This window comes from Massilia sp. UBA6681, from assembly GCF_002454935.1.
In the GTDB taxonomy this organism is placed as follows: Bacteria; Pseudomonadota; Gammaproteobacteria; order Burkholderiales; family Burkholderiaceae_D; genus Telluria; species Telluria varians.
The window spans coordinates 1-23,972 of the sequence record NZ_DKJX01000040.1 but is presented as its reverse complement, the minus strand read 5'-3'; the positions used below and the strand labels follow the sequence as shown (position 1 = coordinate 23,972).

General features: G+C 65.3%; 24 protein-coding genes and 1 riboswitch. Of the genes, 6 read left to right on the top strand and 18 right to left on the bottom strand.

The window, feature by feature from the left end; all coding sequences use genetic code 11:
• Nucleotides 1-44: 44 nt before the first annotated feature.
• The 12 genes from B2R83_RS05440 to B2R83_RS05385 form a co-directional block, all read right to left on the bottom strand.
• On the bottom strand, nucleotides 45-455 hold the full coding sequence (locus tag B2R83_RS05440) for an ASCH domain-containing protein (protein WP_292038896.1): 411 nt from the start codon (nucleotides 453-455) through the stop codon (nucleotides 45-47).
• Nucleotides 452-1,186, bottom strand: coding sequence for a helix-turn-helix domain-containing protein (locus B2R83_RS05435; protein WP_292038894.1), 735 nt, complete (start codon nucleotides 1,184-1,186; stop codon nucleotides 452-454). Before B2R83_RS05435 ends, B2R83_RS05440 begins: the two co-directional genes overlap by 4 nt.
• A 182-nt stretch (nucleotides 1,187-1,368) precedes the next feature.
• Complete coding sequence (locus B2R83_RS05430; RefSeq protein WP_027867509.1) at nucleotides 1,369-1,572, bottom strand: hypothetical protein; 204 nt, start codon at nucleotides 1,570-1,572, stop codon at nucleotides 1,369-1,371.
• Nucleotides 1,573-1,609: 37 nt separating this feature from the next.
• The gene (gene hslU / locus B2R83_RS05425; RefSeq protein WP_292038928.1) at nucleotides 1,610-2,944 is read right to left on the bottom strand and encodes an ATP-dependent protease ATPase subunit HslU; all 1,335 of its coding nucleotides are present in this window, start codon (nucleotides 2,942-2,944) and stop codon (nucleotides 1,610-1,612) included.
• Between the two features lie 14 nt (nucleotides 2,945-2,958).
• Nucleotides 2,959-3,495 carry an ATP-dependent protease subunit HslV gene (gene hslV / locus B2R83_RS05420; protein ID WP_292038892.1) on the bottom strand — a complete coding sequence of 179 codons (537 nt, stop codon included), beginning with the start codon at nucleotides 3,493-3,495 and terminating at the stop codon, nucleotides 2,959-2,961.
• 99 nt (nucleotides 3,496-3,594) lie between these two features.
• Nucleotides 3,595-4,869 (bottom strand): STAS domain-containing protein, encoded by a 1,275-nt coding sequence (locus B2R83_RS05415; RefSeq protein WP_292038890.1) that lies wholly within the window; start codon nucleotides 4,867-4,869, stop codon nucleotides 3,595-3,597.
• 198 nt (nucleotides 4,870-5,067) lie between these two features.
• Complete coding sequence (gene dksA / locus B2R83_RS05410; RefSeq protein WP_027867513.1) at nucleotides 5,068-5,520, bottom strand: RNA polymerase-binding protein DksA; 453 nt, start codon at nucleotides 5,518-5,520, stop codon at nucleotides 5,068-5,070.
• Between the two features lie 252 nt (nucleotides 5,521-5,772).
• Nucleotides 5,773-6,837, bottom strand: a complete 1,065-nt coding sequence (locus B2R83_RS05405; RefSeq protein WP_036205937.1) for a CobW family GTP-binding protein — start codon at nucleotides 6,835-6,837, stop codon at nucleotides 5,773-5,775.
• Nucleotides 6,838-7,063: 226 nt separating this feature from the next.
• Nucleotides 7,064-7,984, bottom strand: coding sequence for a tyrosine recombinase XerC (gene xerC, locus B2R83_RS05400; protein ID WP_292038887.1), 921 nt, complete (start codon nucleotides 7,982-7,984; stop codon nucleotides 7,064-7,066).
• 20 nt (nucleotides 7,985-8,004) lie between these two features.
• On the bottom strand, nucleotides 8,005-8,670 hold the full coding sequence (locus B2R83_RS05395) for a DUF484 family protein (protein WP_036205935.1): 666 nt from the start codon (nucleotides 8,668-8,670) through the stop codon (nucleotides 8,005-8,007).
• A gap of 207 nt (nucleotides 8,671-8,877) precedes the next feature.
• Nucleotides 8,878-10,158, bottom strand: coding sequence for a porin (locus B2R83_RS05390; protein ID WP_292038884.1), 1,281 nt, complete (start codon nucleotides 10,156-10,158; stop codon nucleotides 8,878-8,880).
• Between the two features lie 216 nt (nucleotides 10,159-10,374).
• Nucleotides 10,375-11,427, bottom strand: coding sequence for a porin (locus tag B2R83_RS05385; RefSeq protein WP_292038882.1), 1,053 nt, complete (start codon nucleotides 11,425-11,427; stop codon nucleotides 10,375-10,377).
• 473 nt (nucleotides 11,428-11,900) lie between these two features.
• Between B2R83_RS05385 and B2R83_RS05380 the strand changes: the two genes are divergently transcribed.
• Nucleotides 11,901-13,523 (top strand): tetratricopeptide repeat protein, encoded by a 1,623-nt coding sequence (locus tag B2R83_RS05380; protein WP_292038880.1) that lies wholly within the window; start codon nucleotides 11,901-11,903, stop codon nucleotides 13,521-13,523.
• 43 nt (nucleotides 13,524-13,566) lie between these two features.
• Here B2R83_RS05380 and B2R83_RS05375 read toward each other — a convergent pair whose 3' ends face one another.
• From B2R83_RS05375 to B2R83_RS05360, 4 genes are read right to left on the bottom strand one after another with little or no spacing between them, the layout of a single operon-like run.
• Nucleotides 13,567-14,100: a lysozyme inhibitor LprI family protein gene (locus B2R83_RS05375; protein WP_292038879.1), complete on the bottom strand. Its 534-nt coding sequence runs from the start codon at nucleotides 14,098-14,100 to the stop codon at nucleotides 13,567-13,569.
• A 42-nt stretch (nucleotides 14,101-14,142) separates the two neighbouring features.
• Nucleotides 14,143-14,994, bottom strand: coding sequence for a diaminopimelate epimerase (gene dapF, locus B2R83_RS05370; protein ID WP_292038876.1), 852 nt, complete (start codon nucleotides 14,992-14,994; stop codon nucleotides 14,143-14,145).
• Between the two features lie 48 nt (nucleotides 14,995-15,042).
• Complete coding sequence (locus B2R83_RS05365) at nucleotides 15,043-15,906, bottom strand: lipid A biosynthesis acyltransferase (RefSeq protein WP_209589557.1); 864 nt, start codon at nucleotides 15,904-15,906, stop codon at nucleotides 15,043-15,045.
• Nucleotides 15,903-16,760 (bottom strand): lysophospholipid acyltransferase family protein, encoded by an 858-nt coding sequence (locus B2R83_RS05360; protein WP_349681042.1) that lies wholly within the window; start codon nucleotides 16,758-16,760, stop codon nucleotides 15,903-15,905. Before B2R83_RS05360 ends, B2R83_RS05365 begins: the two co-directional genes overlap by 4 nt.
• Before the next feature lie 183 nt (nucleotides 16,761-16,943).
• Here B2R83_RS05360 and metK point away from each other — a divergent pair, with 183 nt between their 5' ends.
• Both metK and ahcY read left to right on the top strand, forming a co-directional pair.
• Nucleotides 16,944-18,110, top strand: a complete 1,167-nt coding sequence (gene metK, locus B2R83_RS05355; RefSeq protein WP_292038871.1) for a methionine adenosyltransferase — start codon at nucleotides 16,944-16,946, stop codon at nucleotides 18,108-18,110.
• Nucleotides 18,111-18,208: 98 nt separating this feature from the next.
• A riboswitch (S-adenosyl-L-homocysteine riboswitch) is annotated at nucleotides 18,209-18,281 on the top strand.
• Between the two features lie 28 nt (nucleotides 18,282-18,309).
• The gene (gene ahcY, locus B2R83_RS05350; protein WP_307189179.1) at nucleotides 18,310-19,722 is read left to right on the top strand and encodes an adenosylhomocysteinase; all 1,413 of its coding nucleotides are present in this window, start codon (nucleotides 18,310-18,312) and stop codon (nucleotides 19,720-19,722) included.
• Here ahcY and B2R83_RS05345 read toward each other — a convergent pair.
• Entirely contained in the window at nucleotides 19,719-19,856 is a 138-nt protein-coding gene (locus B2R83_RS05345) for a hypothetical protein (protein WP_292038866.1), read from the bottom strand. The two genes, ahcY and B2R83_RS05345, sit on opposite strands and share 4 nt — an antisense overlap.
• Between B2R83_RS05345 and B2R83_RS05340 the strand changes: the two genes are divergently transcribed.
• On the top strand, nucleotides 19,843-20,199 hold the full coding sequence (locus B2R83_RS05340) for a phage holin family protein (protein WP_285377928.1): 357 nt from the start codon (nucleotides 19,843-19,845) through the stop codon (nucleotides 20,197-20,199). The genes B2R83_RS05345 and B2R83_RS05340 overlap by 14 nt on opposite strands.
• Nucleotides 20,186-21,016 carry a methylenetetrahydrofolate reductase [NAD(P)H] gene (gene metF / locus B2R83_RS05335; RefSeq protein ID WP_027868192.1) on the top strand — a complete coding sequence of 277 codons (831 nt, stop codon included), beginning with the start codon at nucleotides 20,186-20,188 and terminating at the stop codon, nucleotides 21,014-21,016. The genes B2R83_RS05340 and metF overlap by 14 nt, the downstream gene beginning before the upstream one ends.
• A gap of 233 nt (nucleotides 21,017-21,249) precedes the next feature.
• Here the strand turns inward: metF and B2R83_RS05330 are convergent, their stop codons facing one another.
• Nucleotides 21,250-21,945, bottom strand: a complete 696-nt coding sequence (locus B2R83_RS05330) for a 5-formyltetrahydrofolate cyclo-ligase (RefSeq protein WP_307189178.1) — start codon at nucleotides 21,943-21,945, stop codon at nucleotides 21,250-21,252.
• 80 nt (nucleotides 21,946-22,025) lie between these two features.
• Between B2R83_RS05330 and B2R83_RS05325 the strand changes: the two genes are divergently transcribed.
• A complete protein-coding gene (locus B2R83_RS05325; RefSeq protein WP_292038859.1) occupies nucleotides 22,026-23,924 on the top strand; it encodes a lytic transglycosylase domain-containing protein in 1,899 nt (632 codons plus the stop codon).
• Nucleotides 23,925-23,972: the final 48 nt, after the last annotated feature.

Below are 23,972 nucleotides of genomic sequence, written 5' to 3'. Positions count from 1 at the left end.
TTTCGTCTTCAGGATGCGCATGATACAGCAGCCGGGAAAACAGCTCAGCGCTGGATCACTTCGACTAGCTCGAAATGCAGGGTGACGAATTCGAAGTCGTCGTGCAGCTCGTACTGCGGCAGGCAGCGGATGTGCACTTCCTGGAATTCCTGTGCGCTGGCGAAGGTCTCGCCGCGCCAGACTTCTTCCGGGATGTCGCCGAAGCGGATGCGCTGCACCTTGGTCGCGTGGATCAGGCAGCGCAGGCGCTGCTTCAGGTCGTAGACTTCGATCAGGTCGCCCGCTTCGTAGCCGCCGTCGCCGTATTCGCCGTAGGGCTTGTAGTAGTCCTCGACCGTGTCGGCGGTGACCGTCTTGCGGCCCGCCATCACTGCGCGCGGCAGGCTGTCGTCGTTCTCGTCGGCGCCCCAGAAGGTCAGGCGCTTGCGCCGGCCGGTATCGATCGCCGCGGTCATGCGCGCCTCAGTGCGGTGAATGCGGCGAACTCCCAGGACCGGAAGCCGACCAGCAGCGTATAGCCGTCGCGCTCCTGCGGCGGCAGGCGGCGGTCGTTGCGGTGCAGGCGCGCCAGTTCGCCGGCCAGCTGCTCGATCCTCGAGGTCAGCTCCTGGGCGCTGGCGCTCGACAGGCGCGCGGGCAGGCACATCAGCGCCTCGCCGGGACGGTCGAACCTGCCCGCAAAATAGTCTTCGACCACGTGCTCGCGGAAGAAGCGCTGTACCGGGCCGTCCGGCAGCCAGCGGAAGGCGTTCGAGACGCGCAGGCTGTAGCGGTTCAGCGGTTTCAGTTCGATCAGGCCGAGCCGGTCGAGTTCGGCCAGCAGGGTGATGCACTCCGGCTCGGTCAGGCGGTAGGTCTCGGTGACCTGTCCCAGCGACCAGTGTCCGAGGCAGCAGATCGCCATCAGGAGCAGGCGCGGGTTGGCGACCAGCGAGGTTTCCTGCGGCAGGGTGAGGAAGTCGGCCTGGGGACGCGAGTCGGCGGCGCGGCGCAGCACGTCTTCCAGCGCGATGCCGGTCACCTGGCAGATCTGCGCCAGGCGCGACAGCGCCATGTCCTTCTGGCCGAACATGCGCTTGACGCTCGATTCGCTGACGCCGATGCGCCCGGCCAGGTCTTTGTAGGTGATGTTGGCGGTGCGCAGTTCGGCGCGCAGCACGTAGAGGACCAGTTCCGGTGAACTCATGGTGTTCCTGCAGTAAATATGTAATGTCGACTGAATGTACCTGTGAATTGTCGAGTAAGCAAGATCGTGAGGGCGGCGATACCACACCGCAGCCGCAGGCGGCAGGGACGGACGTAAAAAAGGCGGGCACGCTTGCGCGGCCCGCCAAGGGGAAAGTATGTCGAAAGGAAGAAGCGGCTCAGTTACTCATCGTCATCCGCAACCAGCTTCGCCTTCTTCAGCATGCGCTTGGCCTCTTGCCGTTCGCTCGACAGCGGCTTGGCGTGCGCCCCCGCCGAGCGGGCCTTGGCCAGCGCCGCGATCGGATTGCGCGGCTTGCCGAAGTTCTGGGATGGCTCCACCCGCAGCCGCATCTTCTGCCGCGTCGCCAGTGCCTTGTTTGCCATCGCCAGTCCTCCTTTTTTAGAAATTACAGTACGCGCATTACAGCACGTACCTCGACAGGTCTTCGTTGACCGATAGCGCGTCCAGTCGTGCGTTGACGTAGGCCGCGTCGAGGGTGACCGTCTGGTCCTTTTCAAGACCGGCCGTGAACGAGATCTCCTCGAGCAGCTTTTCCATCACCGTGTACAGGCGGCGCGCGCCGATGTTTTCGGTGCGCTCGTTGACCGAGAACGCGATCTCGGCCAGGCGATGGATGCCGTCGTCCGTGAATACGACCTTCACGCCTTCGGTGGCCAGCAGCGCTTCGTACTGCTTGGTCAGGCTGGCGTCGGTCGAGGTCAGGATGCTCTTGAAGTCTTCGATCGACAGCGATTCCAGTTCGACGCGGATCGGGAAGCGGCCCTGCAGCTCCGGGATCAGGTCGGAAGGTTTAGATAAGTGGAACGCGCCCGAGGCGATGAACAGGATGTGGTCGGTCTTGATCATGCCGTACTTGGTGTTCACCGTCGTGCCTTCGACCAGCGGCAGCAGGTCGCGCTGCACCCCGGCGCGCGAGACGTCGGCGCCGCCGTGTTCGGAACGGGTGGCGATCTTGTCGATCTCGTCCAGGAACACGATGCCGTTCTGCTCGACGTTGGCGATCGCCTTCTGCTTCAGCTCGTCCTCGTTGACCAGCTTGGCGGCTTCCTCGTCGACCAGGAGCTTCATCGCGTCCTTGATCTTCATCTTGCGCGGCTTCTTGCGTGCGTTGCCGACGCCGGCGAACATCGACTTGATCTGCTCGGTCATTTCTTCCATGCCCGGCGGCGCCATGATTTCCATCTGCGGGGCCGCGTCGGCCACGTCGATCTCGATCTCGCGGTCGTCGAGCGAACCTTCGCGCAGGCGCTTGCGGAAGGTCTGGCGGGTGGCGTCGCCTTCCTTGCTGTCGCCGTTGTTCACGTTGAAGCCGAAGTCGCGCGCCGGCGGCACCAGGATGTCGATGACGCGGTCTTCGGCCGCATCCTCGGCGCGCTGGCGCACCTTCTTCTGCTCACTCAGACGGGTCTGCTTCACGCCGATGTCGATCAGGTCGCGGATGATGGTGTCGACGTCGCGGCCGACGTAGCCGACCTCGGTAAACTTGGTCGCTTCGATCTTGATGAAGGGCGCGTCGGCCAGCTTGGCCAGGCGGCGCGCGATCTCGGTCTTGCCGACACCGGTCGGGCCGATCATCAGGATGTTCTTCGGGGTGATCTCGTGGCGCAGCGGCTCGGCGACCTGCTGGCGGCGCCAGCGGTTGCGCAGCGCGATGGCGACCGCGCGCTTGGCCTTGCCCTGGCCGACCACGTGCTTGTCCAGTTCCGAGACGATCTCGGGCGGGGTCATGTTCATGATGGGGGACTGGTTCATTCCAGGGTCTCGATGATGTGGTTCAGGTTGGTATAGATGCACAGCTCGCCTGCGATGGTGAGCGATTTCTTCACGATCTCTTCGGGCGACATCTCGGTGTTCTCGTACAGGGCCTTGGCCGCCGACTGGGCGTACACGCCGCCTGAGCCGATCGCGCCGATGCCGTCGGTCGGCTCGAGGACGTCGCCGTTGCCGGTGAGGATCAGGGTCGATTCCTTGTCGGCGACCAGCAGCATGGCTTCCAGCTTGCTCAGCATGCGGTCGGTGCGCCAGTCCTTGGCCAGTTCGACCGAGGCGCGCAGCAGGTTGCCCTGGTGCTTCTCCAGCTTGGCTTCGAAGCGGTCGAGCAGCGTAAAGGCGTCGGCGGTGGCGCCGGCGAATCCGCACAGGACCTTGCCCTGGTACAGCTTGCGCACCTTGCGCGCAGAGCCCTTCATGACGACGTTGCCCAGCGTGACCTGGCCATCGCCGCCCAGCGCGACCTCGCTGCCGCGCCTCACACTGACGATGGTGGTGCCGTGAAATTGTTCCATTTTTAGCCTCGTGGTTGTCTAGCCACCCGCAGATGGGGTGGGTGCATTGAATTGCAAGACAAGCGCGGCCAAAAACTGTCGCGCAGGAAAAACCGGACTTCAGTATCGGTGCGGGTAAAGACGGATACTGCCCCCGTCGTGCGTGTAGCCGAGCAGGCGCAGCAGGGCCGCGACCATGTGGTTCAGGTCGCGCAGCTCGACCCGCCGTTGCTGTTCCGTATGCACGCGCAAGCGGCCCTGCAGCGCGGTGGCGCAGGCATAGTCCATGCGCGCCAGGCGCGAGCAGTCCAGCACCAGGATCTCGCGCCCTTCGGCGTAGGCGTCGACGGCGTCCAGCAATGCCGCGCAGTCTCCCAGTGCCAGCGGCGGCAGCAGGAAGCGGTCGCCCGCCACCGGGGCGGGGGCCGCGGTCGACACGTGCCTGGGCGTCTCGAACGAGGGCGGCGACAGCTCGAAGGTGACGCAGTAATCCATCGCCGATTCCTCGAAATCCTTTTCGCGGTTGGACAGCAGGAGCAATTCCAGCAGCAGCAGCCAGGGCGCTTCGCCGGCCGTACGGTCGCCCACCGCCAGTATGGGGCGCAGGGTCGCCATCAGGGCGTCGGCGCCGGCCAGCACCAGTTCGCGTCCTTCCCTGCGCAGCGTTTGCAGCGCCTTCAGGAGCAGGGTGCAGCCTGTCGCATCGGCGCTGCGCACCGCGCCGACGTCGACGCGCACCAGCGGCGCATGCGCGGCGAGCAGGCGCTGCAGGCGCGGGGCGATGCCGCCGTCGAGGACGGGGCCGAAGCTTTCGGTGGCGGCCACCCCGGTAAGCTGGGGGACGTCCTGCGCAGGGGGCGGCGGCTGCCAGGCCGGCGGTGAGGTCTCGAAATGGCTGGCGTAGTCGATGGCGATGCTCTCGAAGCGGGCTTCCTGGCCGGTGGCCTGGTAGAGGTCGAACAGCATCCACCAGGGCAGGCGCTCAATGCGGCCGAAGTCCGTCAGGCTGTCGCGCAGCAGGCTTTCGGCGGCGGCGGCCTGGCCGTTGGCGTAGAGGATGGCACCTTCCTCGACGGCCGGCGCGGTGGCGGGCACGGCCGCGGCGTCGGGCAGCTCGTCCAGGCCGGGAGCAGGCTCAGGGACGGCAGCCGCTGCGGCGGGGCGGCGCGCCGTGCTGCCCCAAGCCGGTTCGTCGTCGAAGATGGCGGAGCTCATTTCCAGCTCGATCTCGTCGATCTTGGCCGCGGTGGCGCGGGCGATGGCGCGCTGGCGTTCGCGTTCGGCTTCCGACTCCAGGCGCGAGGGCTCGCCGGCGCGCAGGCGCGTGTCCACGACGAGAAGTTCCTCGTCTGCTGGCGTGTCGCTCTTTTTCTTCAGGAAGGAGAACAGCCCCATGGTCCCAATGGATAATTGAACAAGTTCGGCAAGCCACGACGGTAGCACGGCTGCGAGCGGCACGTGCTGCGCACACGCGCACTTCTGCTAGTGTATCCCATAGGAAATGAAACGTATGCACGACGCATCCTGCGCTTCACAAAACAAAAAAGCATGCGCCTTGCGGTGCATGCTTTTTTCGGTAGGGGTGGACGGGAATCAGTCGCCGTACAGTTTCTGCTTCAGTTCGCGGCGCTGCTGGGCTTCCAGCGACAGGGTCGCGGTGGGACGGGCGATCAGGCGCGGGACGCCGATCGGTTCGCCGGTTTCGTCGCAGTAGCCGTACTCGCCGTTCTCGATGGCCTGCAGCGATTGCTGGACCTTCTTGAGCAGCTTGCGTTCGCGGTCGCGGGTGCGCAGTTCCAGCGCGTGTTCTTCTTCGATGGTCGCGCGATCGGCCGGGTCCGGTACCAGCACGGTTTCGCGCAGGTGTTCGGTGGTCTCGCCGGCATTCTTCAGCAGTTCCTTCTCGAGCTCCTGCAGGCGGTTGCGGAAGAACGCGAGCTGTGCCGGATTCATGTAGTCGTCGTCGCTCATCGCCCGAATTTCTTCTTCCGTCAGAAGGCGTTCTTCGAGCTGCGCGGCGGTATTCGGTTTCGTTGTTTTAGTCATGATGCCTTCGATACGACAGAGGTTTTCATATTAGCAGCAAACTCAACATTAGCACCTTTGCAACAGGCGCCTGCCAAGGCTTGCTGCCCCGGACGGCGGCTGCCGTCCTTCACTGCCTGTCCCGGGCCCGCATGCGGCTGGCGGGTGGGACGATGCCCGGATGCGCCGGCGCGCTAGCGCTGGCGCCCGGCCTGCCAACTACCGTGGCAGGTCGTCAGGCGGGCCCGGACTTGCCCGCAAAACTGATGTAGTTTATACCAAACACTGTTCAAGTCCGCTGATAAATACGTCTTTTGGTAAATTTTTACCAATAAACACCATTTTACTGCCGCGGGTCTCGCCTTCGCCCCACTTTGCGCCCAGGTCGCTGCCCATGATTTGATGTACGCCTTGGAACACGACCTTGCGGTCCGCGCCGGCCATCGACAGCACGCCCTTGTAGCGCAGCATCTGCGGTCCGAAGACCTGCACCATGCTGCCCAGGAACTGGTCGAGGCGTTCCGGGTCGAAGGCGCGTTCGCTCTTGAAGACGAAGGCGGCGATGTCGTCGGTGTGGTGGCTGTGGTGGTGGTCGTGGTGATTGCAGGCCTCGCCATGGGCATGGTCGTGGCCGCAGTGTTCGCCGTGCTCGTGATCATGGTCGTGATCGTGGCCTTCCTCGGCGCGCAGGAAGTCCGGATCCAGCTCGAGCTTGTCGTTCAGGTTGAAGCCGCGCAGGTCCAGCACCTCGGAAATCGGGGCGCGGCCGAAGTCGCTCAGCGAGATCGGGGCGCGCGGGTTGATGCGGTGCAGGCGCGACGTCAAGGCATCGACGGCGGCGGCATCGACCAGGTCGGTCTTGGAGAGCAGGATCTTATCGGCGAAGCCGACCTGGCGCTGGGCTTCCTCGTGGCGGTCCAGCTGGTCCATCGCGTGGCGCGCATCGACCACGGTCACCACGGCGTCGAGCATGTAGTTAGCGCCCACTTCTTCGTCGACGAAGAAGGTCTGCGCCACCGGACCCGGGTTGGCCAGGCCGGTGGTCTCGATCACCACGCGGTCGAAAGCGATCTCGCCGGCGGCGCGCTTCTGGGCCAGGTTGGTCAGGGCCACGATCAGGTCGCCGCGCACGGTGCAGCAGATGCAGCCGTTGTTCATCTCGACGATCTGCTCGCCGGTGTCGCGCACCAGGATGTCGTTGTCGATGTTTTCCTGGCCGAATTCGTTCTCGATGACCGCGATACGCAGGCCATGCTCCTCGTGCAGGATGCGGTTGAGGAGAGTGGTCTTGCCTGCGCCGAGGAAGCCGGTGAGGATGGTGCTTGGGATGGGTTCCATGTTCGCTTTGCCGTCAGTTGCGCCCGCATCAAGGCGGGAGAATCGGGGGATTATGCCGGATTTCGTGCAACTTCACCATCAACCAACCGTGCAGCGTCTTGACACAGCTCAACGTCCAATAAGTCACCCATTGCTGCGTTGGGTCGTCTCGCCGTACTAACGTACTGTCTCGACGACCCGCCTTGCACTGGTGGCCTTCTTGGACGTTGCAATCGTCTTGGGCGTTTTACTTTGCCTTGGCCCTTGGATGGGCTTTGTCGTAGACAGCGGCAAGATGCTGGAAGTCGAGGGCCGTGTAGATCTGCGTCGAGGTAATGCTCGCGTGCCCCAGCAGTTCCTGCACCGCGCGCAGATCCCCCGAGGATTGCAGCACATGCGAAGCAAAGGAGTGGCGCAGCACGTGCGGGTGGACGTGCACCGGCGTGCCTGCGCGCAGCGCATGCGCCTTCAGGCGGGTCTGCACCACGCGCGGCGTGATGCGGCTGCCGCGACTTGATAGGAACAGCGCGGCGCTGCCGTCGCGCGGCGCGGGGCGCACGGCCAGCCAGGCGGAGAGTGCCGAGCGCGCCGGCGCACCGACGGGTACGCGCCGCATCTTGCCGCCCTTGCCGGTGACGACCACTTCGCCGGCCTGCAGGTCCAGCCAACCGAGCGAGGCGGGCATGCCATTGCCGGCTTCGGTATAGACCATGTCCAGGCCGGCGAGTTCCGACACCCGCAGGCCGCTCGAATACAGCAGCTCGAACATGGCGCGGTCGCACAGCTCGGCCGGCTCGGAATGGCCCTTGGCATTGGCTTCCATCAGCTGCACCGCGTCGTCGACCGACAGGGCCTTGGGCAGGGTTTTCGGGCGGCGTGGCGCACGCACGCCCTCGACCGGGTTGGCCGGCAGGGTCATCTGGCGCGACAGCCAGTCGTAGAAGCCGCGCCAGCCGGACAGCTTGCGCGCGATCGAGCGTGCCGACTGGCCGCCGGCATGCATTTTCGCCGCGAAGCGGCGGATGTCGTGGTGGGTCAGCGTCGGCCAGTCTTCGTGGCCGGCCAGGGTAGCGAGTTCCGCCAGGTCGCGGCGGTAGGCCGCGACCGTGTGCGGCGACAGCTGGCGCTGGGTGGCCAGCTCGCCCAGGTAGCGGCTCGGCCAGTCCATCGCCGCTGCCTCCATGGCCGTCAGGCGCGCAGCGGGGCCAGCGCGGTACTGGCGGTGGTGGCGATGTGGACCAGGAAGTCGGTCGCCATGGTCGCGGTGAAGCGGTCGTCGTTCGGGGCGCCCAGCACCAGCAGGCCGAAGGTCTTGCCGCCGGCCGTGAGCGGCATCAGGACGGTCGAGCGCACCGCGGCCGGGTCGTCGAGCCAGCGCACCGCTTCGAAGTCGTTGTTCAGGCCGCAGTAGGGCGCGCGCAGGCTGGCCGCGAACAGACGGGCATCGTCCGACACGCCATTGGCGAACCAGGCATCGGCATGCTCCGGCTTCAGGTTCCACAAGCGCAGCGTCACCTGCGGCACCATGAATTCGGTGCGCAGCGCGTCGACCAGGTCGCGCGGCATGGCGGCGTCGCCCCTGGAGGCGAGCAGGGCCTGGTTCCAGGCGTGGAAGCGGTTGGCGATGGCGTGGTTTTCCTCGGCGCGGCGGGTCAGCTCGGCCAGGCGCAGTTCGAGGACGCGGTACTTGTCGCGCATGACCTCCATCTGGCGCTCCTGCAGCGACACGGCACGGCCGGTCAGCGGGCTCGACAGCTTCACTTCGCCCAGCAGGCCGGCGTGCTCCTCGAAGAATTGCGGGTGGTCGATGAGGTATTGGGCGACGGCGTTGGCGTCGATCGTATCGGTGGTCATGAAAGCTCGAGGTGAAAGATATCCGTCCGCCATTCTACCTGACGGGAAGTAGAGCAACGGACATAAAAAAAGACGCCCAGGAGGGCGTCTCTCTGCTCTGTTTGGGCGTTCAACACAACCCCCAGGGCAAGGCGCATCGTCGAAGACAGTACGCTAGTACGGCGAGACGATGCAACGCAGCCATGGGGGGAATTGTTGGGCGCCCTCTCAGAAGCGGTGGCGGATGCCGACTTGCAGTGCGCGGCCGTCTGCGCCCGGGGTCTCGGTGAAGCCGCCCGGGTTGCCCGAGGTGCCCGGCGAGTACTGTGCCAGGCCCTTGTTCTTGATGAAGGCCGCGACGGTGTACAGGTCGGTGCGCTTCGACAGGAAGTGGTCGTAGCCGATCGCGTACAGGTTGGCGTCGCTGTTGGTGGCGGTGCGGTCGTTCTGGTGCGCGTACTGGGCCATGATGCGGCCGCTGCCGATCTTGTAGTGCGCGCCCACCTGGTAGCTGTTGGCGTCCTGCTGGGTGTTGTTGCGCAGCGCGTTCACGAAGATGTTGCGCAGTGCAGCCTGGTTGGCGGCCGGAACGCCCTGCTGGGTCAGGACCGGGGTCACGCCCGCGTCCCAGCCGGCGGTGTAGTCGGCCATCAGCACCGAGTTGGTGTTGCGCTGGCTGTGGAAGCCGGCGAACAGTTTCCAGGTCTCGTTCAACTGGTAGGAGCCGCCCACGGTGGTGGTGCGCAGGCTCGGACGGTTCTGCTGGTCGTAGCCGTGGTTGTAGCCGATGCCGACGTCGAAGCCGTTGGCGGTGTAGGTGATGGCGCCGGCGCGGAACTTGTTGTAGCGGCCCAGGTAGCCCGAACCCTTCGGACCGTACATCAGCGAACCGCCGATGCCGTTCGGCAGGGCGATGCGGTACTGGATGGCTTCCTGCGAGCGGATGTCGGCGCCCAGCGCGGTGAAGCCCGCGGTGCCGCCGGTCACGTGGCCCCAGGTGCCGCCGGTGCCCGATTCGAAGGTGTCGGCCTTGTTGAAGACTTCATAGCCCGGGGTGTACATGCGGCCCAGCAGGACGGCGCCCACCGGGGTGATCAGGCCGACCATGGCGGTGCGGTCGAACAGGGCGCGTTCCTGGTTGACGGCCGGGCCGCCCGGCGGCTGGATCAGGGATTGCAGGCGACCCAGGATCGCCGGCGGGATGCCGTTCATGCCGCGCAGCAGGTAGGTGCCCGGATTGTCGTTCATCAGGGTCGGCTGCTGGGTGCCGGTGTCGAGCTCGACGCGTGCTTCGAGATTGAAGATTGCCTTGTAGCCGTTGCCGAGATCCTCGGTGCCTTTGAAACCGATGCGCGAACCGTCGGCGCCGCCGCTATAGATCTTGGTCGGGCCGCCCTTTTGCCACATCACGCCGGCGTCGGCGATACCGTAGATCTGCACGCTGGTCTGCGCGAAGGCCGGGATTGCGAAACAGGTGCCGAGCAGCGCGGCCAGGATACTTTTCTTCATTGGGTCTCCATTAATTTTGCGAACGAGCGTTTTGTTACGCGCCTTGCCAATATGCCATTGCTTCAGTGCACTGTACAGGCCCCGGATGCAGGAGGCCCCGGCGTCTTGACCGGCGTTGCTTAAAAACTACAAAAACAGGGCAAAAAAAGGGCGGGCATGGTTGCCCATGTCCGCCCCTTGGAAGGACAGGCGGCGGGCCTGTCCTCCGGATACGGCTTAGAACGAGTGATTCACGCCCACGTCGTAGTGGTTGACGGTCGACTGCAGGGCGTTGATGCCCTTCTTGCGCGACGCATCGACGTACAGGTAGGTGCGCTTCGACAGACTGTATTCATAGCCGAGTGACAGCTGCTTGACCTTCTGCAGGCCATCGACGTCCTTCTGGCCATAGCCGGCCAGGAACTTGCCTGGGCCCATGGTGTAGTTCGCGCCCAGCACCCATGCGGTGGTGTTGGCGTTGGCGAAGCGGTTGTGCTCCTGGTCCTGCTTCGTGTACAGGCCCATCAGCTTCAGTTCCGGGGTGGCGGAGAACGAGGCGCCGATCGACCAGACCTTCGATTCGATGGCGTTGCGCTCGTAGCCGGCCATGAAGGCTGCCGGACCGTTGTTGTAGGTGCCGGTGATCGAGAACGGGTTGGCCGATGCTTCGGCGCCCACCGGGTACTGCGGGGCTGCCGGGGTGCCGCGGCCGATGACGGCCGGGCCGCCGCCGCCTTCCTTGGTGGCGATGGCGGCATTCAGCTGGAAGCCGCTGGTGACCGGCGAGTTGTACCAGACCGCGTTCGAGAAGCGGTTGCTCGAATAGCCCTGCACGTCCAGCGGCTGCGAGCTGTAGCCGGCGACGGCCAGGTCGGTCCAGAAGCCGGCCGGGCTCGGCGAAGCGTGGAAGGGTTCGAAGGCGCCCACGGTTTCGTGGAACGGGCTCAGGCCGCGGCCGATGCGGACCATGCCGAAGTCGCCCTGCAGGCCGACGCGGCTCTGGCCCTGGAACAGCGGACGCTGGGTGCCGTTGCTGCCGATTTCATTGGTGCCGGTGTCCGGCTCGTAACGCATTTCCAGTTGGAACAGTGCTTTGAGGCCGTTACCCAGTTCTTCAGTGCCCTTGAAACCGAGGGTGTTCGAGGCGCGCTTGCCGATGTTGAGGCTTTCGCCGCTGCGCTTGATGACGCCTGCGTCGATGGTGCCGTAGATCTGGACCGAGGTTTGTGCGTGCACGGTGCCGGCAGCGAATGCGCCAAGCAGTGCTGCGGCCAGGAGGGAGTGTTTCATTGTGTTTCCTTTTTCTTAAGTGAATCTCAGCTATCCCGGCATTGAGGCGTAAAAAACTGAATGCCCGGATAACTGCACCTTAAATCCTTGAGTCGTCAAGATTGTCGGTTTTGTCAATTATGAAGGGCGGGGTTGGTCGAAAGCCAATAAATCCAATCGTGCTGTTGTATTTTTGAAACGCAGATCACGAAGATGTAACAAATTGCTTCAAAGAAAGCGTCGAGCTCATCAATTGAGCAGTTTGCGCCGCCTCAAGGAAGGCCGGAATTCGAGCAGAACGGCCGCAATGACGCCGTAGACTCTGCGTCAAACCGAGGTGCGCGGCGACGGCAGGTCGGGAATCCTTGTATATTGGCAAACTTTTTGGTGTGGGGCCGTCCTGCGGCAGCGCCTTTTCTTGCCATCGTTCGAGCGTGATTCCCGCTCCAGTCCGCCTGACCGCGCTGGCCGATTCCATACCAAGACAAGCAACAATGGCGAACCGCGAAGAACTGGCGATCATACGCAACGCACGTGCCGGGCAGGCCGCTGCCCAGCTCGAGCTGGGCAAGCTCTACCTGTTCGGCAGCGCCGGTCTGCCGCAGAGCCTGCCGACCGCGCTGCACTGGCTCGAGCGCGCCGCGCGGCAGGAATGCCGGCAGGCCTGGCAACTGATCGGCAACCATATCCCGCTCGCGCTGGCCCAGCCCAGCGCCCAGGCGCTCGCCCCCTGGTACGAACGCGCCTATGACGACGGCAGCGTGCATGCGGGGCTCGTGTTCGCGCAGCTGGTGCTGGGCGACGGCAGCGCCCCCGGCGCCACCCCCGATACTCCCGGATCCGCCAAGGCCTTGCGTGCGCTCGAAGACGCCGCCCGCGCCGGCTTTCCCGATGCCCAATGGCTGCTGGCGCGCCGGCGCGACGCCGCACCGGGACGGCTGGCCGGCGCGGCTGCCGGTGCCGGGACTGCGCCGGTATCCGCCCAGGCCTGGCTGCGGCGCACGGCCGACAGCGGCGTCGCCGCTGCCCAGTCCGCCGTGCTCGAGCAGGCCTGGGACGCCGGGCGCTGGGACGACTACCTGGCGCGCGCGCTGCCGCTGGCGCGCACGCTCGTGCGTACCGCCGCCAGCCAGGATGGCGTGCAGCGGCTGGCGCCGGCCGACATCGCATTGCTGTCGCGCGTCGCCCGCCTGCTCGACGACAGCGCCTTCCACGAAGGCGGGCAGGGCGAACACGGACCGGTGCGGCATGGCGTCACGCCTGCGCCGGGCGAACCGCTGTGCTTCTGGGAGCTCGCCGCGGCCGAACACGACCGCCACGCCCAGCTGGCGATGGGCTTGCGCTGCGCGCGCATGGGTGTCGACGGCCGCCGCATCGCCGGCGGTGGCGGCGCCGCCAATTTCAAGAAGGCGATCCGCTGGCTGAGCCTGGCGGGCGAACAGGGCCTGGCCCAGGCCTGGTATGCCCTGTCGCGCATCTATATCAAGCCCGAGTTCTCGCAACGCAATGTTGCCGATGCCCAGCGCTACCTCGAGCGCGCGGCCGAGATGGGCTATCGCGACGCCCAGCTCGAATGCGGGCACAACGCCTGGCGGGCGCGCCGCGAGAACGAAAACAACGACGTCCGCGCCGCCTACTGGCTGCAGAAGGCGGCCGCCCAGGGCTGCGCCGAGGCGCTGGTGCTGCTGCGCAAGATCGCCCCGCGCCTGGACACGCCCCCCTATGTCGAGACCGGCAAGCTGCTGGCCGGGCACGAGGAAGCGCTGCAGGCGCACCCGCTGCTGCACGCGCGGCTGGAACTCGCGGCGCTGTTCAGCCTGTCACGGGCGGAAGCGCTGCTGCTGGACGTGTCCGCCGCCGACCAGGGCCACTGCCTGGTGATCGACATCCGCGCCAGCTACGGCCGCAGCAAGCGCCGCCTGGTGCTGGTCGAGACGGCGCAGGAACGCCATGCGCTCGATCGCGTCGCGCGCCTGTTCGAAGGGATCGATTGCGGGCCGTCGGGGCCGGAGGGGAATTACCGGCAGCGGCTGTACCGGCTGCGGACGCTGGTTGGCATGCCCGCCAAAGGCGAGGACGATGGGGATGGGACGGAGGAGATCGGTCTGGCGGCCTGAGCCCGGACGGAACAGCCGGCGGCGCCGGGCTGCCCCGGTCCGTTCAGGGGTGCATCGATGCGGGAACGCGTTGTCGCTTTGGCAGGCGGAACGCCTCCGGCTTGTCGTAGCTGCGTTTGAACTGGACGCAGCCATTGCATGGCCGGATATCCTCGAGTGCCGCGATGCGCTGCTCGGTCAGCTGCATCAGGCATAGCGTGACCGAGAAATTATGGATGCTGCCGCCCTTGCTCCCTGCAGTCTGGAACTTGCATTCGGCATCGCGGAAGGCGATCCAGGCCCGCTGGGCGGCTCGTAAGCTGCGCGGCTCCGCGAGCGCCTGCATCAGCCTTGCATACACCAAATTCAGGCGCTCGTCGGATTCTTTCGCTTCCCGGCTCATGCACAGATTCATCTGCATCATGGTCCCGTCCCCGCAATGCTGCTGCTTCAGCACGGCGAAGTCTTCCGAGGTGCCGGATGCCGCGGCTGCATTCATCTGTGCAAGGCAAGTGCATAGCATGCCGAAGACGAGAACTCGCCGCCACATGCTGTCTTGAAACGCGGGAAGCGCCCGCATCCATGTGCAAATGTTCATGTCGGAAGCATCTCCTTGGTGATCCAGGGCCGAGGTGCGCTGTCAGAGCTCGACTTCGCCCTCGAACACGGTCACCGCCGGACCGCTCAGATATACCGGCTGGCCCACGCCCGCCCAAGCAATGCTGAGCTCGCCGCCGCGCGCCGACACGCGCACCGGCGAATCGAGCAGGCCGCGCCGGATGCCGGCCACCACGGCCGCGCAGGCGCCCGTGCCGCAGGCCAGGGTCTCGCCAGCACCGCGTTCGAACACGCGCAGCTTGACGTGGTGGCGGTCCAGCACCTGCATGAAGCCGGCGTTTACCTTCTTCGGGAAGCGCGCATGGGTTTCGATCGCGGGCCCCATGCTCTCCACCGGCGCGGTGTCGACATCCTGGACCACCTGCACCGCGTGCGGGTTGCCCATCGAGACCACCGACACGAACACGGTCTTGCCGTCCACCGACAGCGGCCAGGTGGTGTCTTCGGCCTCAAGCGAGCCGTCCAGGCCGGCGGCATCAAATGGCACCTCGGCCGGGTCCAGGCGCGGCGCGCCCATGTCCACGGTCACGCTGCCGTCTTCTTCCAGGCGCGGGGCGATGATGCCCTTCATGGTCTCCACCCGGATGCTTTTCTCGCCGGATAAACCCTTGTCGCTGACGAAGCGGGCAAAGGCGCGCGCGCCGTTGCCGCACTGCTCGACCTCGCCGCCGTCGCTGTTGAAGATGCGGTAGCGGAAATCGACGCCCTCGCTCACCGGGCGCTCCACCACCAGGATCTGGTCGGCGCCGATGCCGAAACGGCGATCGGCCAGCCGGCGCCATTGTTCGGTGCTCAGGTTCACGTCCTGGTGAATGGCGTCGACGACGATGAAGTCGTTGCCCGCGCCGTGCATCTTGGTGAATTTCAGTTTCATAGGTTCAGTCCAGCTTAATTCAATCCTAAAAGGATTAGCGCAGCTTAATTAGTCGTAGAACGAGGGCTCGCCGGGCGGCCTGGTCTTGAAGCGCTTATGGGTCCAGAAGTACTCCGCCGGCGCCTCGCGCACGCGCTCCTCGATGAAGGCGTTCATGCGGCGGGTCGCCTCGACCATGTCGTCGCCCGGGTAATTTTCCCACGCCGGGTAGAAACGCACACGCCAACCCTGGTAGTTCGGCAGGTAGGTGGCGACCACCGGGATCACCTTGGCGCCGGTGGTGGCCGCGATGCGGCCCAGTGCGGTGAGAGTGGCGGCCGGGATGCCGAAGAAGGGCACGAACTCGGCATCCTTCTCGCCGAAGTCCATGTCCGGCAGCATGAAGTAGGGCAGCCCGTCGCGCAGCGCGCGCAGGATCGGCTTGATGCCTTCCTTGCGCGTCACAAGGCGCACCGGGCCGTAGCGTTCGCGGCCATGGCGCAGCAGTTTGTCGAAGGCTTCGTTCTTCTGCGGCACGTACATGCTGCATACCGGGATCACGCGCGAGGCCACGCCGGCCACGTCGAGGCAGACGAAATGCGGGCACAGCAGGATGGTCGGGCCGGCTTCCATCTCGGCCTTTGGCACGCCTGGCTCGACCTGGATGTAGCTGCGCACGCGCGCTTCCGGCGCCCACCACAGGATCGAGCGCTCGAAGATGCTGCGCGCGTAGGCGCGGAAATGCTGTTTCGCGATCGCATGGCGTTCGCTCTCCGATTTCTCGGGCATGCACAGGCGCAGATTGGTCAGGGTGATGCGGCGGCGCTTGCCCATGATCAGGAACATCAGGCTGCCGACCGCTTCGCCGAGGCGTCCCAGGATGGGCAGCGGCAGGAAGTGCAGCAGCCACAAAATACCGAGCAGGAGCCTCATGCCGCGGCCTCGCTTTCCGGACCGGCCACGCCCTCGGGCTGCTTGTAGCGGTTGTAGCTCCAGAAGTACTGCGCCGGGCAGCGCGCGATCAGCTGCTCCATGGCGCGGTTGATCGAGGCCGCCTGCTCGGCGGCCGTGCCTTCCAGGCTGCCCTCGAAGGGCACGAAGCGCACCACGTAGCCGCGGCCGTGCGGCAGGCGCTCGGCATACACCAGCAGGATGTCGGCCTTGCCCAGCTGCGCTAATTTTGCAGGCAGGGTCATGGTGTAAGCAGTACGGCCGAACCAGGGCGCCCACACGCCTTCGCCTTCCTGCGGCACCTGGTCGGGCAGCAGGCCGATCGGTTCGCCGGATTTCAGGGTCTTGGCCAGGATGCGCACACCGGACAGGGTCGCCGGCGCCAGCTTGAGGTTGTGGCGGGCGCGGGCGCCTTCCACCAATGGTTTCAGCGCGCTCTTCCTCGGCGGGCGGTACATGACGGTCAGGGCGGTCTGCAGGGCGATCTGCTGGGCCGTCATCTCGAAGCAGCCCAGGTGTGGCGTCAGGAACACGATGCCCTTGCCGGCATCGAGGCGCTGCTGCACCAGGTCCCAATTCTCGACGCTGGCGTGGCGGGCCACGCGTGTCGGGTCGGCGCACCAGACGAAGGCCAGTTCGATGATGGCCTTGCCGGCTTCGGCGACGGCGGCGTTCAGGTGTTGTTCATAGCCGGCCTGGACCAGGTTGGCGCGCAGGCGCCGGCGGTACGAACCGGAAAGCAGATAGACGAGCCAGCCGAGGGCTGCGCCGAGGGCATGCAGAAACGGCAATGGAAATACCGATAGTGCACGGAATAAAAAAACTAACATGCGAATTGACCAGGGTTGAAAGAGCAGTGCTCGGTAGAGCAAAATTCTCGAAGGAAGCGTAAAATACCACTTTATGCAGGATCCGCCGAGTTAATAGACAACTTGCGAAGCGGAATATAAATGTCGCTAAAGCGTCGCAGGCAACCGTTGCTGCGGCATGTATACAACACAGCAGTAACCGGAGCCACCATGTCCAACGACTACCTCTTCACTTCCGAATCCGTTTCCGAAGGCCACCCCGACAAGGTCGCCGACCAGATTTCCGACAGCATCCTCGACGCCATCCTGGAACAGGATCCGCGCGCCCGCGTCGCCGCCGAAACCCTGTGCAACACCGGCCTGGTGGTGCTGGCGGGTGAAATCACCACCCACGCCAACGTCGACTACATCCAGGTAGCGCGCAACACCATCAAGCGCATCGGCTACGACAACACCGATTTCGGCATCGACTATCGTGGCTGCGCCGTCATGGTCTGCTACGACAAGCAGTCGCCGGACATCGCCCAGGGCGTGGACGAAGGCGCGGGCCTGGATCTGGACCAGGGCGCGGGCGACCAGGGCCTGATGTTCGGCTATGCCTGCGACGAGACCCCGGAACTGATGCCAGCCGCCATCTACTACTCGCACCGCCTGGTCGAGCGCCAGTCGCAGCTGCGCAAGGACGGCCGCCTGCCATGGCTGCGTCCGGACGCCAAGTCGCAGGTCACCCTGCGCTACGTCGACGGCCGCCCGGTCGCCGTCGACACCGTGGTCCTGTCGACCCAGCACCACCCGGACGTGACCCACTCGCAGATCGAAGAAGCGGTCATCGAAGAGATCATCAAGCCGGTCCTGCCGCGTGAATGGCTGGAAGGCACCAAGTTCCTGGTCAACCCGACCGGCCGCTTCGTCATCGGCGGTCCGCAGGGCGACTGCGGCCTGACCGGCCGCAAGATCATCGTCGACACCTACGGCGGCGCAGCCCCGCACGGCGGCGGCGCGTTCTCGGGCAAGGATCCGTCCAAGGTCGACCGCTCGGCAGCCTACGCCGCGCGCTATGTCGCCAAGAACATCGTGGCCGCCGGCCTGGCGCGCCAGTGCCAGGTGCAGGTCAGCTACGCGATCGGCGTGGCCCGTCCGATCAACATCACCGTGTACACCGAAGGCACCGGCCTCATCTCGGACGAAAAGATCGCCCAGCTAGTGATGGAACACTTCGACCTGCGCCCGAAAGGCATCGTCCAGATGCTCGACCTGCTGCGCCCGATCTACGCCAAGACCGCCGCCTACGGCCACTTCGGCCGCGAAGAGCCGGAGTTCACCTGGGAGCGCACCGACAAGGCGGCGCTGCTGCGCGCCGAGGCCGGCCTGGCCTGATGCATGTCCAGTCCGCCTGGGGCCAGTACGGTCCCGGGCGAGGCTGCATGTGAACAACAGTGGCAGCCACGTCTGCTGCCACTCGTGGTAAACTCACCCGTTCCGAGGAGCGTTGCGACGAAGAGATTCCTCTTCGCCAGGCTCGGATATCAGCAACCGCGCTCACGTTACTTTTTTCAACCATTGAAAGGAGGGCGTGATGAGCGCCGTACTCAAAGACATCAACGATTTCCACGTCGCAGACATCTCCCTGGCATCCTGGGGCGAGAAGGAAATCCGCATTGCAGAAACCGAAATGCCGGGCCTGATGGCGATCCGCGAGGAATACGCTAGCGCCCAGCCGCTGAAGGGCGCGCGCATCGCCGGTTCGCTGCACATGACCATCCAGACCGCGGTCCTGATCCGCACCCTGGAAGCCCTCGGCGCGCAAGTGCGCTGGGCATCGTGCAACATCTACTCTACCCAGGACCACGCCGCCGCCGCCATCGCTTCGGTCGGCACCCCGGTGTTCGCCGTCAAGGGCGAGACCCTGGACGAGTACTGGGAATACACCCACCGCATCTTCGAATGGCCGGGCGACAACCATGCCAACATGATCCTGGACGACGGCGGCGACGCCACCCTGCTGCTGCACCTGGGCGTGCGCGCGGAGAAGGACATCTCGGTGCTGGACAAGCCGGGCTCGGAAGAAGAAATCTGCCTGTTCAACTCGATCAAGGGCCGCCTGGCACGTGATCCGGCCTGGTACTCGAAGCGCCTGCCGTGCATCCTCGGCGTGACCGAAGAGACCACCACCGGCGTGCACCGCCTGTACCAGATGCACCAGGAAGGCAAGCTGGCCTTCCCGGCGATCAACGTCAACGATTCGGTCACCAAGTCGAAGTTCGACAACCTGTACGGCTGCCGCGAATCGCTGGTCGACGGCATCAAGCGCGCGACCGATGTCATGATCGCCGGCAAGATCGCCGTGATCGCCGGCTACGGCGACGTCGGCAAGGGCTCGGCCCAGGCCATGCGCGCGCTCTCGGCGCAAGTGTGGGTCACCGAGATCGACCCGATCTGCGCGCTGCAGGCCGCGATGGAAGGCTATCGCGTGGTGACCATGGACTACGCCGCCGAACATGGCGACATTTTTGTTACCTGCACCGGCAACTACCACGTCATCACCGAGCAGCACATGCTCAAGATGAAGGACCAGGCCATCGTCTGCAACATCGGCCACTTCGACAACGAGATCGAAGTCGCGGCGATCAAGAAATACGAGTGGGAAAACATCAAGCCGCAGGTCGACCACGTGATCTTCCCGGATGGCAAGCGCATCATCCTGCTGGCCGAAGGCCGCCTGGTGAACCTGGGCTGCGGTACCGGCCACCCGTCGTATGTGATGAGCTCGTCGTTCGCGAACCAGACCATCGCCCAGATCGAACTGTTCGCTAACACCGACAAGTACCCGGTCGGCGTCTACACTCTGCCGAAGCACCTGGACGAGAAGGTTGCCCGCCTGCAGCTCAAGAAGCTCAACGCCCAGCTGACCACGCTGACCGAAGAGCAGGCCGCCTACATCTCGGTGAAGCAGGAAGGTCCGTACAAACCGGACCACTACCGTTATTAATCAATAGGTAGTTCGATGCGGGCGCTGCGTTTTCCACAACCCAGCGCCCGTTTTTTCAACAGCCGGGCGTTTTCACCACGCAAGCGGTAAAAGCGCCCGCGTACCACGAAAGTCGATACGATGCGCTTGCTCATTACCTGGCTGATCAATGCCGTGGCCCTGATGGCCCTGCCGTTCCTGATGTCTTCCGTCGCCGTCACCAATTTCACGACCGCGCTGATCGCTGCGCTCGTGCTCGGACTGGTCAATACCCTGATCCGTCCCATCCTGGTGATCCTGACCCTGCCGGTGACGGTGGTGTCGCTGGGCCTGTTCATCCTCGTCATCAACGCCTTCCTGTTCTGGCTGGTGTCGCACTGGATCGAGGGTTTCGAAGTAGCCGGATTCTGGTCCGCCTTCATTGCAGCGATTTTGTACAGCATCATTTCGTGGGCGCTTTCTACCTTGCTCCTCAAAGACAAAGATGGAAACTCCTAATTTCAGTATCGAGTTCTTCCCCCCGAAGACCGGGGAAGGCGCGGAAAAGCTGCGCGTCGTGCGCCAGAAGCTGGCCGAGCTGCAGCCCACCTATTTCTCGGTGACCTTCGGCGCCGGCGGCACCACCCAGCAGGGCACCTTGCAGACCGTGCTCGAGATCAAATCGGCCGGCCATGAAGCGGCCCCGCACCTGTCCTGCGTCGGCGGCACCCGCGAATCGCTGCGCGCCATCCTGCAGCAGTTCCAGGACAATGGCATCCGCCGCGTGGTGGCGCTGCGCGGCGACCTGCCGAGCGGCTACGGCGGCGGCGGCGAGTTCCGCTACGCCAACGAGCTGGTCGAGTTCATCCGCAAGGAAACCGGCGACTGGTTCCACATCGAAGTAGCGGCCTATCCGGAAATGCATCCGCAGGCCCGTTCGCCCCAGGACGACCTGCAGGCCTTCGCGCGCAAGATCCAGGCCGGCGCGAATTCCGCCATCACCCAGTATTTCTACAACGCGGACGCCTACTTCGACTTCATCGACAACGCCCGCAAGCTGGGCGTGGACGTGCCGGTGGTGCCGGGCATCATGCCGATCACCAACTACACGCAGCTGATGCGCTTCTCGGACATGTGCGGCGCCGAGATCCCGCGCTGGGTACGCAACAAGCTGGCCAGCTTCGGTGACGATACCGCCTCGATCAAGGCCTTCGGCCTGGACGTGGTGAGCAGCCTGTGCGAGCGCCTGCTGGCGGGCGGCGCGCCGGGGCTGCATTTCTACAGCATGAACCAGGCGGCGGCGACCACCGCGATCTGGCAAAGGCTCGTCAAGTAATTGTTGTGATGGCCGCGGTGCTGGATGGACCGCGGTCCGTAGGGTGGGCGGCTCCATCCGGGTAGGTGCATCGAGGCGCAGTCAACGCCGCCCACGCGTTCAAATCCCAGTTCTGCTGCCCGCGCGTCCGTTCTTCCGCTGGTTGAACGCGTGGGCGGCGGCGCCGTCCGGACTAATCACATTCTCTGGGTAGAGCCGCCCACCCTACGGTTGAGTGCTCCAGGCGCCGAACATCATTCCAATTCCGTAACAATCTCGTCGAGCGGAATGTCATACTCCCCGATCCCGAATTCCGCCAGCTGGCAGGAATAAGCAATCCCCAACGTTCTCGGACGCGGTACAGGGGCCAGCGTCCTGTCGTAAAACCCGCCCCCATACCCTAGCCGGTAGCCGCGCGCATCGAAACCCAGGCAGGGCACCAGGAGCGCATCCGGCCTGTCCATCATCCGCAATTCCGCCGGCACCGCCACGCCCAGGCTGTCCGCCACGGTCGGCTCGCCCGGCACCCATTCGGCAAATCCGAGCGCCGTATCGCGCGCCAGCACGACAGGCAGGGCCAGCCGTACGCCTGCGTCCGCCAATTCCGCGTAGGCTGGACGCAGGTCGGGCTCGCCCGCCAGCGGCCAGTACACAGCCAATGCAGCACCGGGATTCGCATGCCACCATGCCAGCACGCGCGCCCCGATGCGGTCGTCCCAGGCAAGCTTGGTGGCGTGGTCGATGGCGCGGCGCCGCTCCTTGAGCGTCCGGCGCAACTGTGGCTTATCGAGCGTGGCGCTTGCGCCTGCTTCTGGTAGTAGCCCGGGGGCACATGGTATTCTTGATTCGCCGGTCATGGTTTGAATGCAGCGTATATTGAGAGTTGTGGATGTTTCAATCGAGATTGACAACCGGCTCGCTGCCGGTCGCCCTTGCTGTTGTGTTTTCATTGTGGACGCTGTCTTCTAGCACAGTCCACGCAGAATCTGCGCCGCAGGCCGTACCGCCGGTCCCATCCGGCGCACCGACCGTGCCGGGCGCACCCGGCGCCCCGCCGGCACAAGACAATCGTGCCGACGACGACACCTTCCTGCTGCTGCGCGAAGCCGCGCGCCAGAATGACGCCGCGCGCACCAATGCCCTCGCATCGCGCCTGCCGCCCGACTATCCGCTGGCGTCCTATGTCGACTATTATCGTCTGAAACCCAGGATGAGCGGCGCCGGCGCCAACGCCACGGCCGAGGAAATCCGCGAGGTGCTGCGCCGCCACGAGGGCACGGCCGCTGCCGAGCTGATGCGCAGCGAGTGGCTGCTCGAACTCGGGCGCCGCGGCGACTGGGCCACGTTCGAGCGCGAAATCGGCCAACTGGCCGGCAGCAACCTGCAACTGCGCTGCTATACCCTGCTGGCGCGCGCCAGCCGCGGCGAAGCGGTGGCGCAGGAAGCGCGCGCCGTGCTGCTCAGCCCGGCTAATTACGGCGAGGCCTGCGCCGCCCTGATCGCGCAGCTGGCGCAAAGCCGCCAGTTCAGCGAAGACGACCTGCTGTGGCAGCTGCGCCTGGCGGGAGAGGCCAATGCCACCGGTCCGGCGCGGCGCGCCGCCGCATTGCTCGGCGCCTCCGACACCCGCGCCGCCCAGGCGGTGGACACGCCGGCGGTGGCGATGGCGCGCGGCATCGGCAAGACCCGTGCCGAGCGCGCCGTCTACCTGGTGGCGGTCGGCCGCATGGCGCGCACCAGCCTCAAGCTGGCCACGATCGCCCTGGAAAAGAACAGCCCGCAATTGAGCGCGCAGGAACGCGCGACCGGCTGGGCCAGCATCGCCCACGCCGCCTCGATTGCCCTGTCGCCGGACGCCGCCACCTACTGGCAGCGCGCCAACGGCATCCAGCTCACCAATGAGCAATTGCAGTGGAAGACCCGCATCGCCCTGCGCCGCAGCGACTGGAAAACCGTACGCGCCACCATCGAGGCGATGCCGCCAAATTTGCGCGCCGACAGCGCCTGGGTCTACTGGTTGGCGCGCGCCGACAAGCACGACGGCCGCATGGCGGAGGCGAATGCCGGTTTCGAGCGCATCGCCAGCCAGCACCATTTCTACGGCCAGCTTGCGCTGGACGACCTCGGCCGCCAGGTGGTGGCGCCGCCGCCGGCCCAGCCGATCAGCAACGAAGAACTGGCATCAAGCAATGCCAACCCGAGCCTGCAGCGCGCCCTGAAGTTCTACGCCCTGCGCCTGCGCGCCGACGGCAACCGCGAATGGAACTGGGCGCTGCGCGGCATGTCTGACCGTCAGTTGCGGGCCGCCGGCGAACTCGCTCGCCGCAACGATTTGCTCGACCGTACCGTCGAAACCTCGCTGCGCACGCGTACCGAACTCGACTACACACAGCGTTTCCCGGCGCCGCACCTGGACGTCCTGCACCCGACCGCGCAGGGCCTGGGCCTCGATAAAGCCTGGGTCTACGGCCTGATCCGCCAGGAATCGCGCTTCATTACCGATGCGCGTTCCGGCGTCGGCGCCTCCGGCCTGATGCAGGTGATGCCGGCCACCGGCAAGTGGGTGGCGGCCAAGATCGGGATGGACAATTTCGTGCACAGCATGCTGAACGACTTGCGGACCAATATCACGCTCGGCGCCAACTACATGAACATGGTGCTGGAGAACTTCGACGGCGACGAAATCCTCGCCACGGCCGCCTACAATGCCGGGCCCTCGCGCTCGCGCGCCTGGCGCGGCGTGCTGGACCAGCCGATGGAAGGGGCGATCTTCGTCGAATCGATCCCGTTCTCCGAAACCCGCGGCTACGTGCGCAACGTGCTGGCCAACGCCACCAACTACGCCGCCATGTTCGAGAACAAGCCGCAGTCGATCCGGACGCGTTTGCGTCCCGTGCAGCCGCGCGAGCGGGCGTCCATCCTCCCCTGACGCACGGGGCCCCCGGCCCCAATGAAGGAGCTAGACCCTAGTCGAACT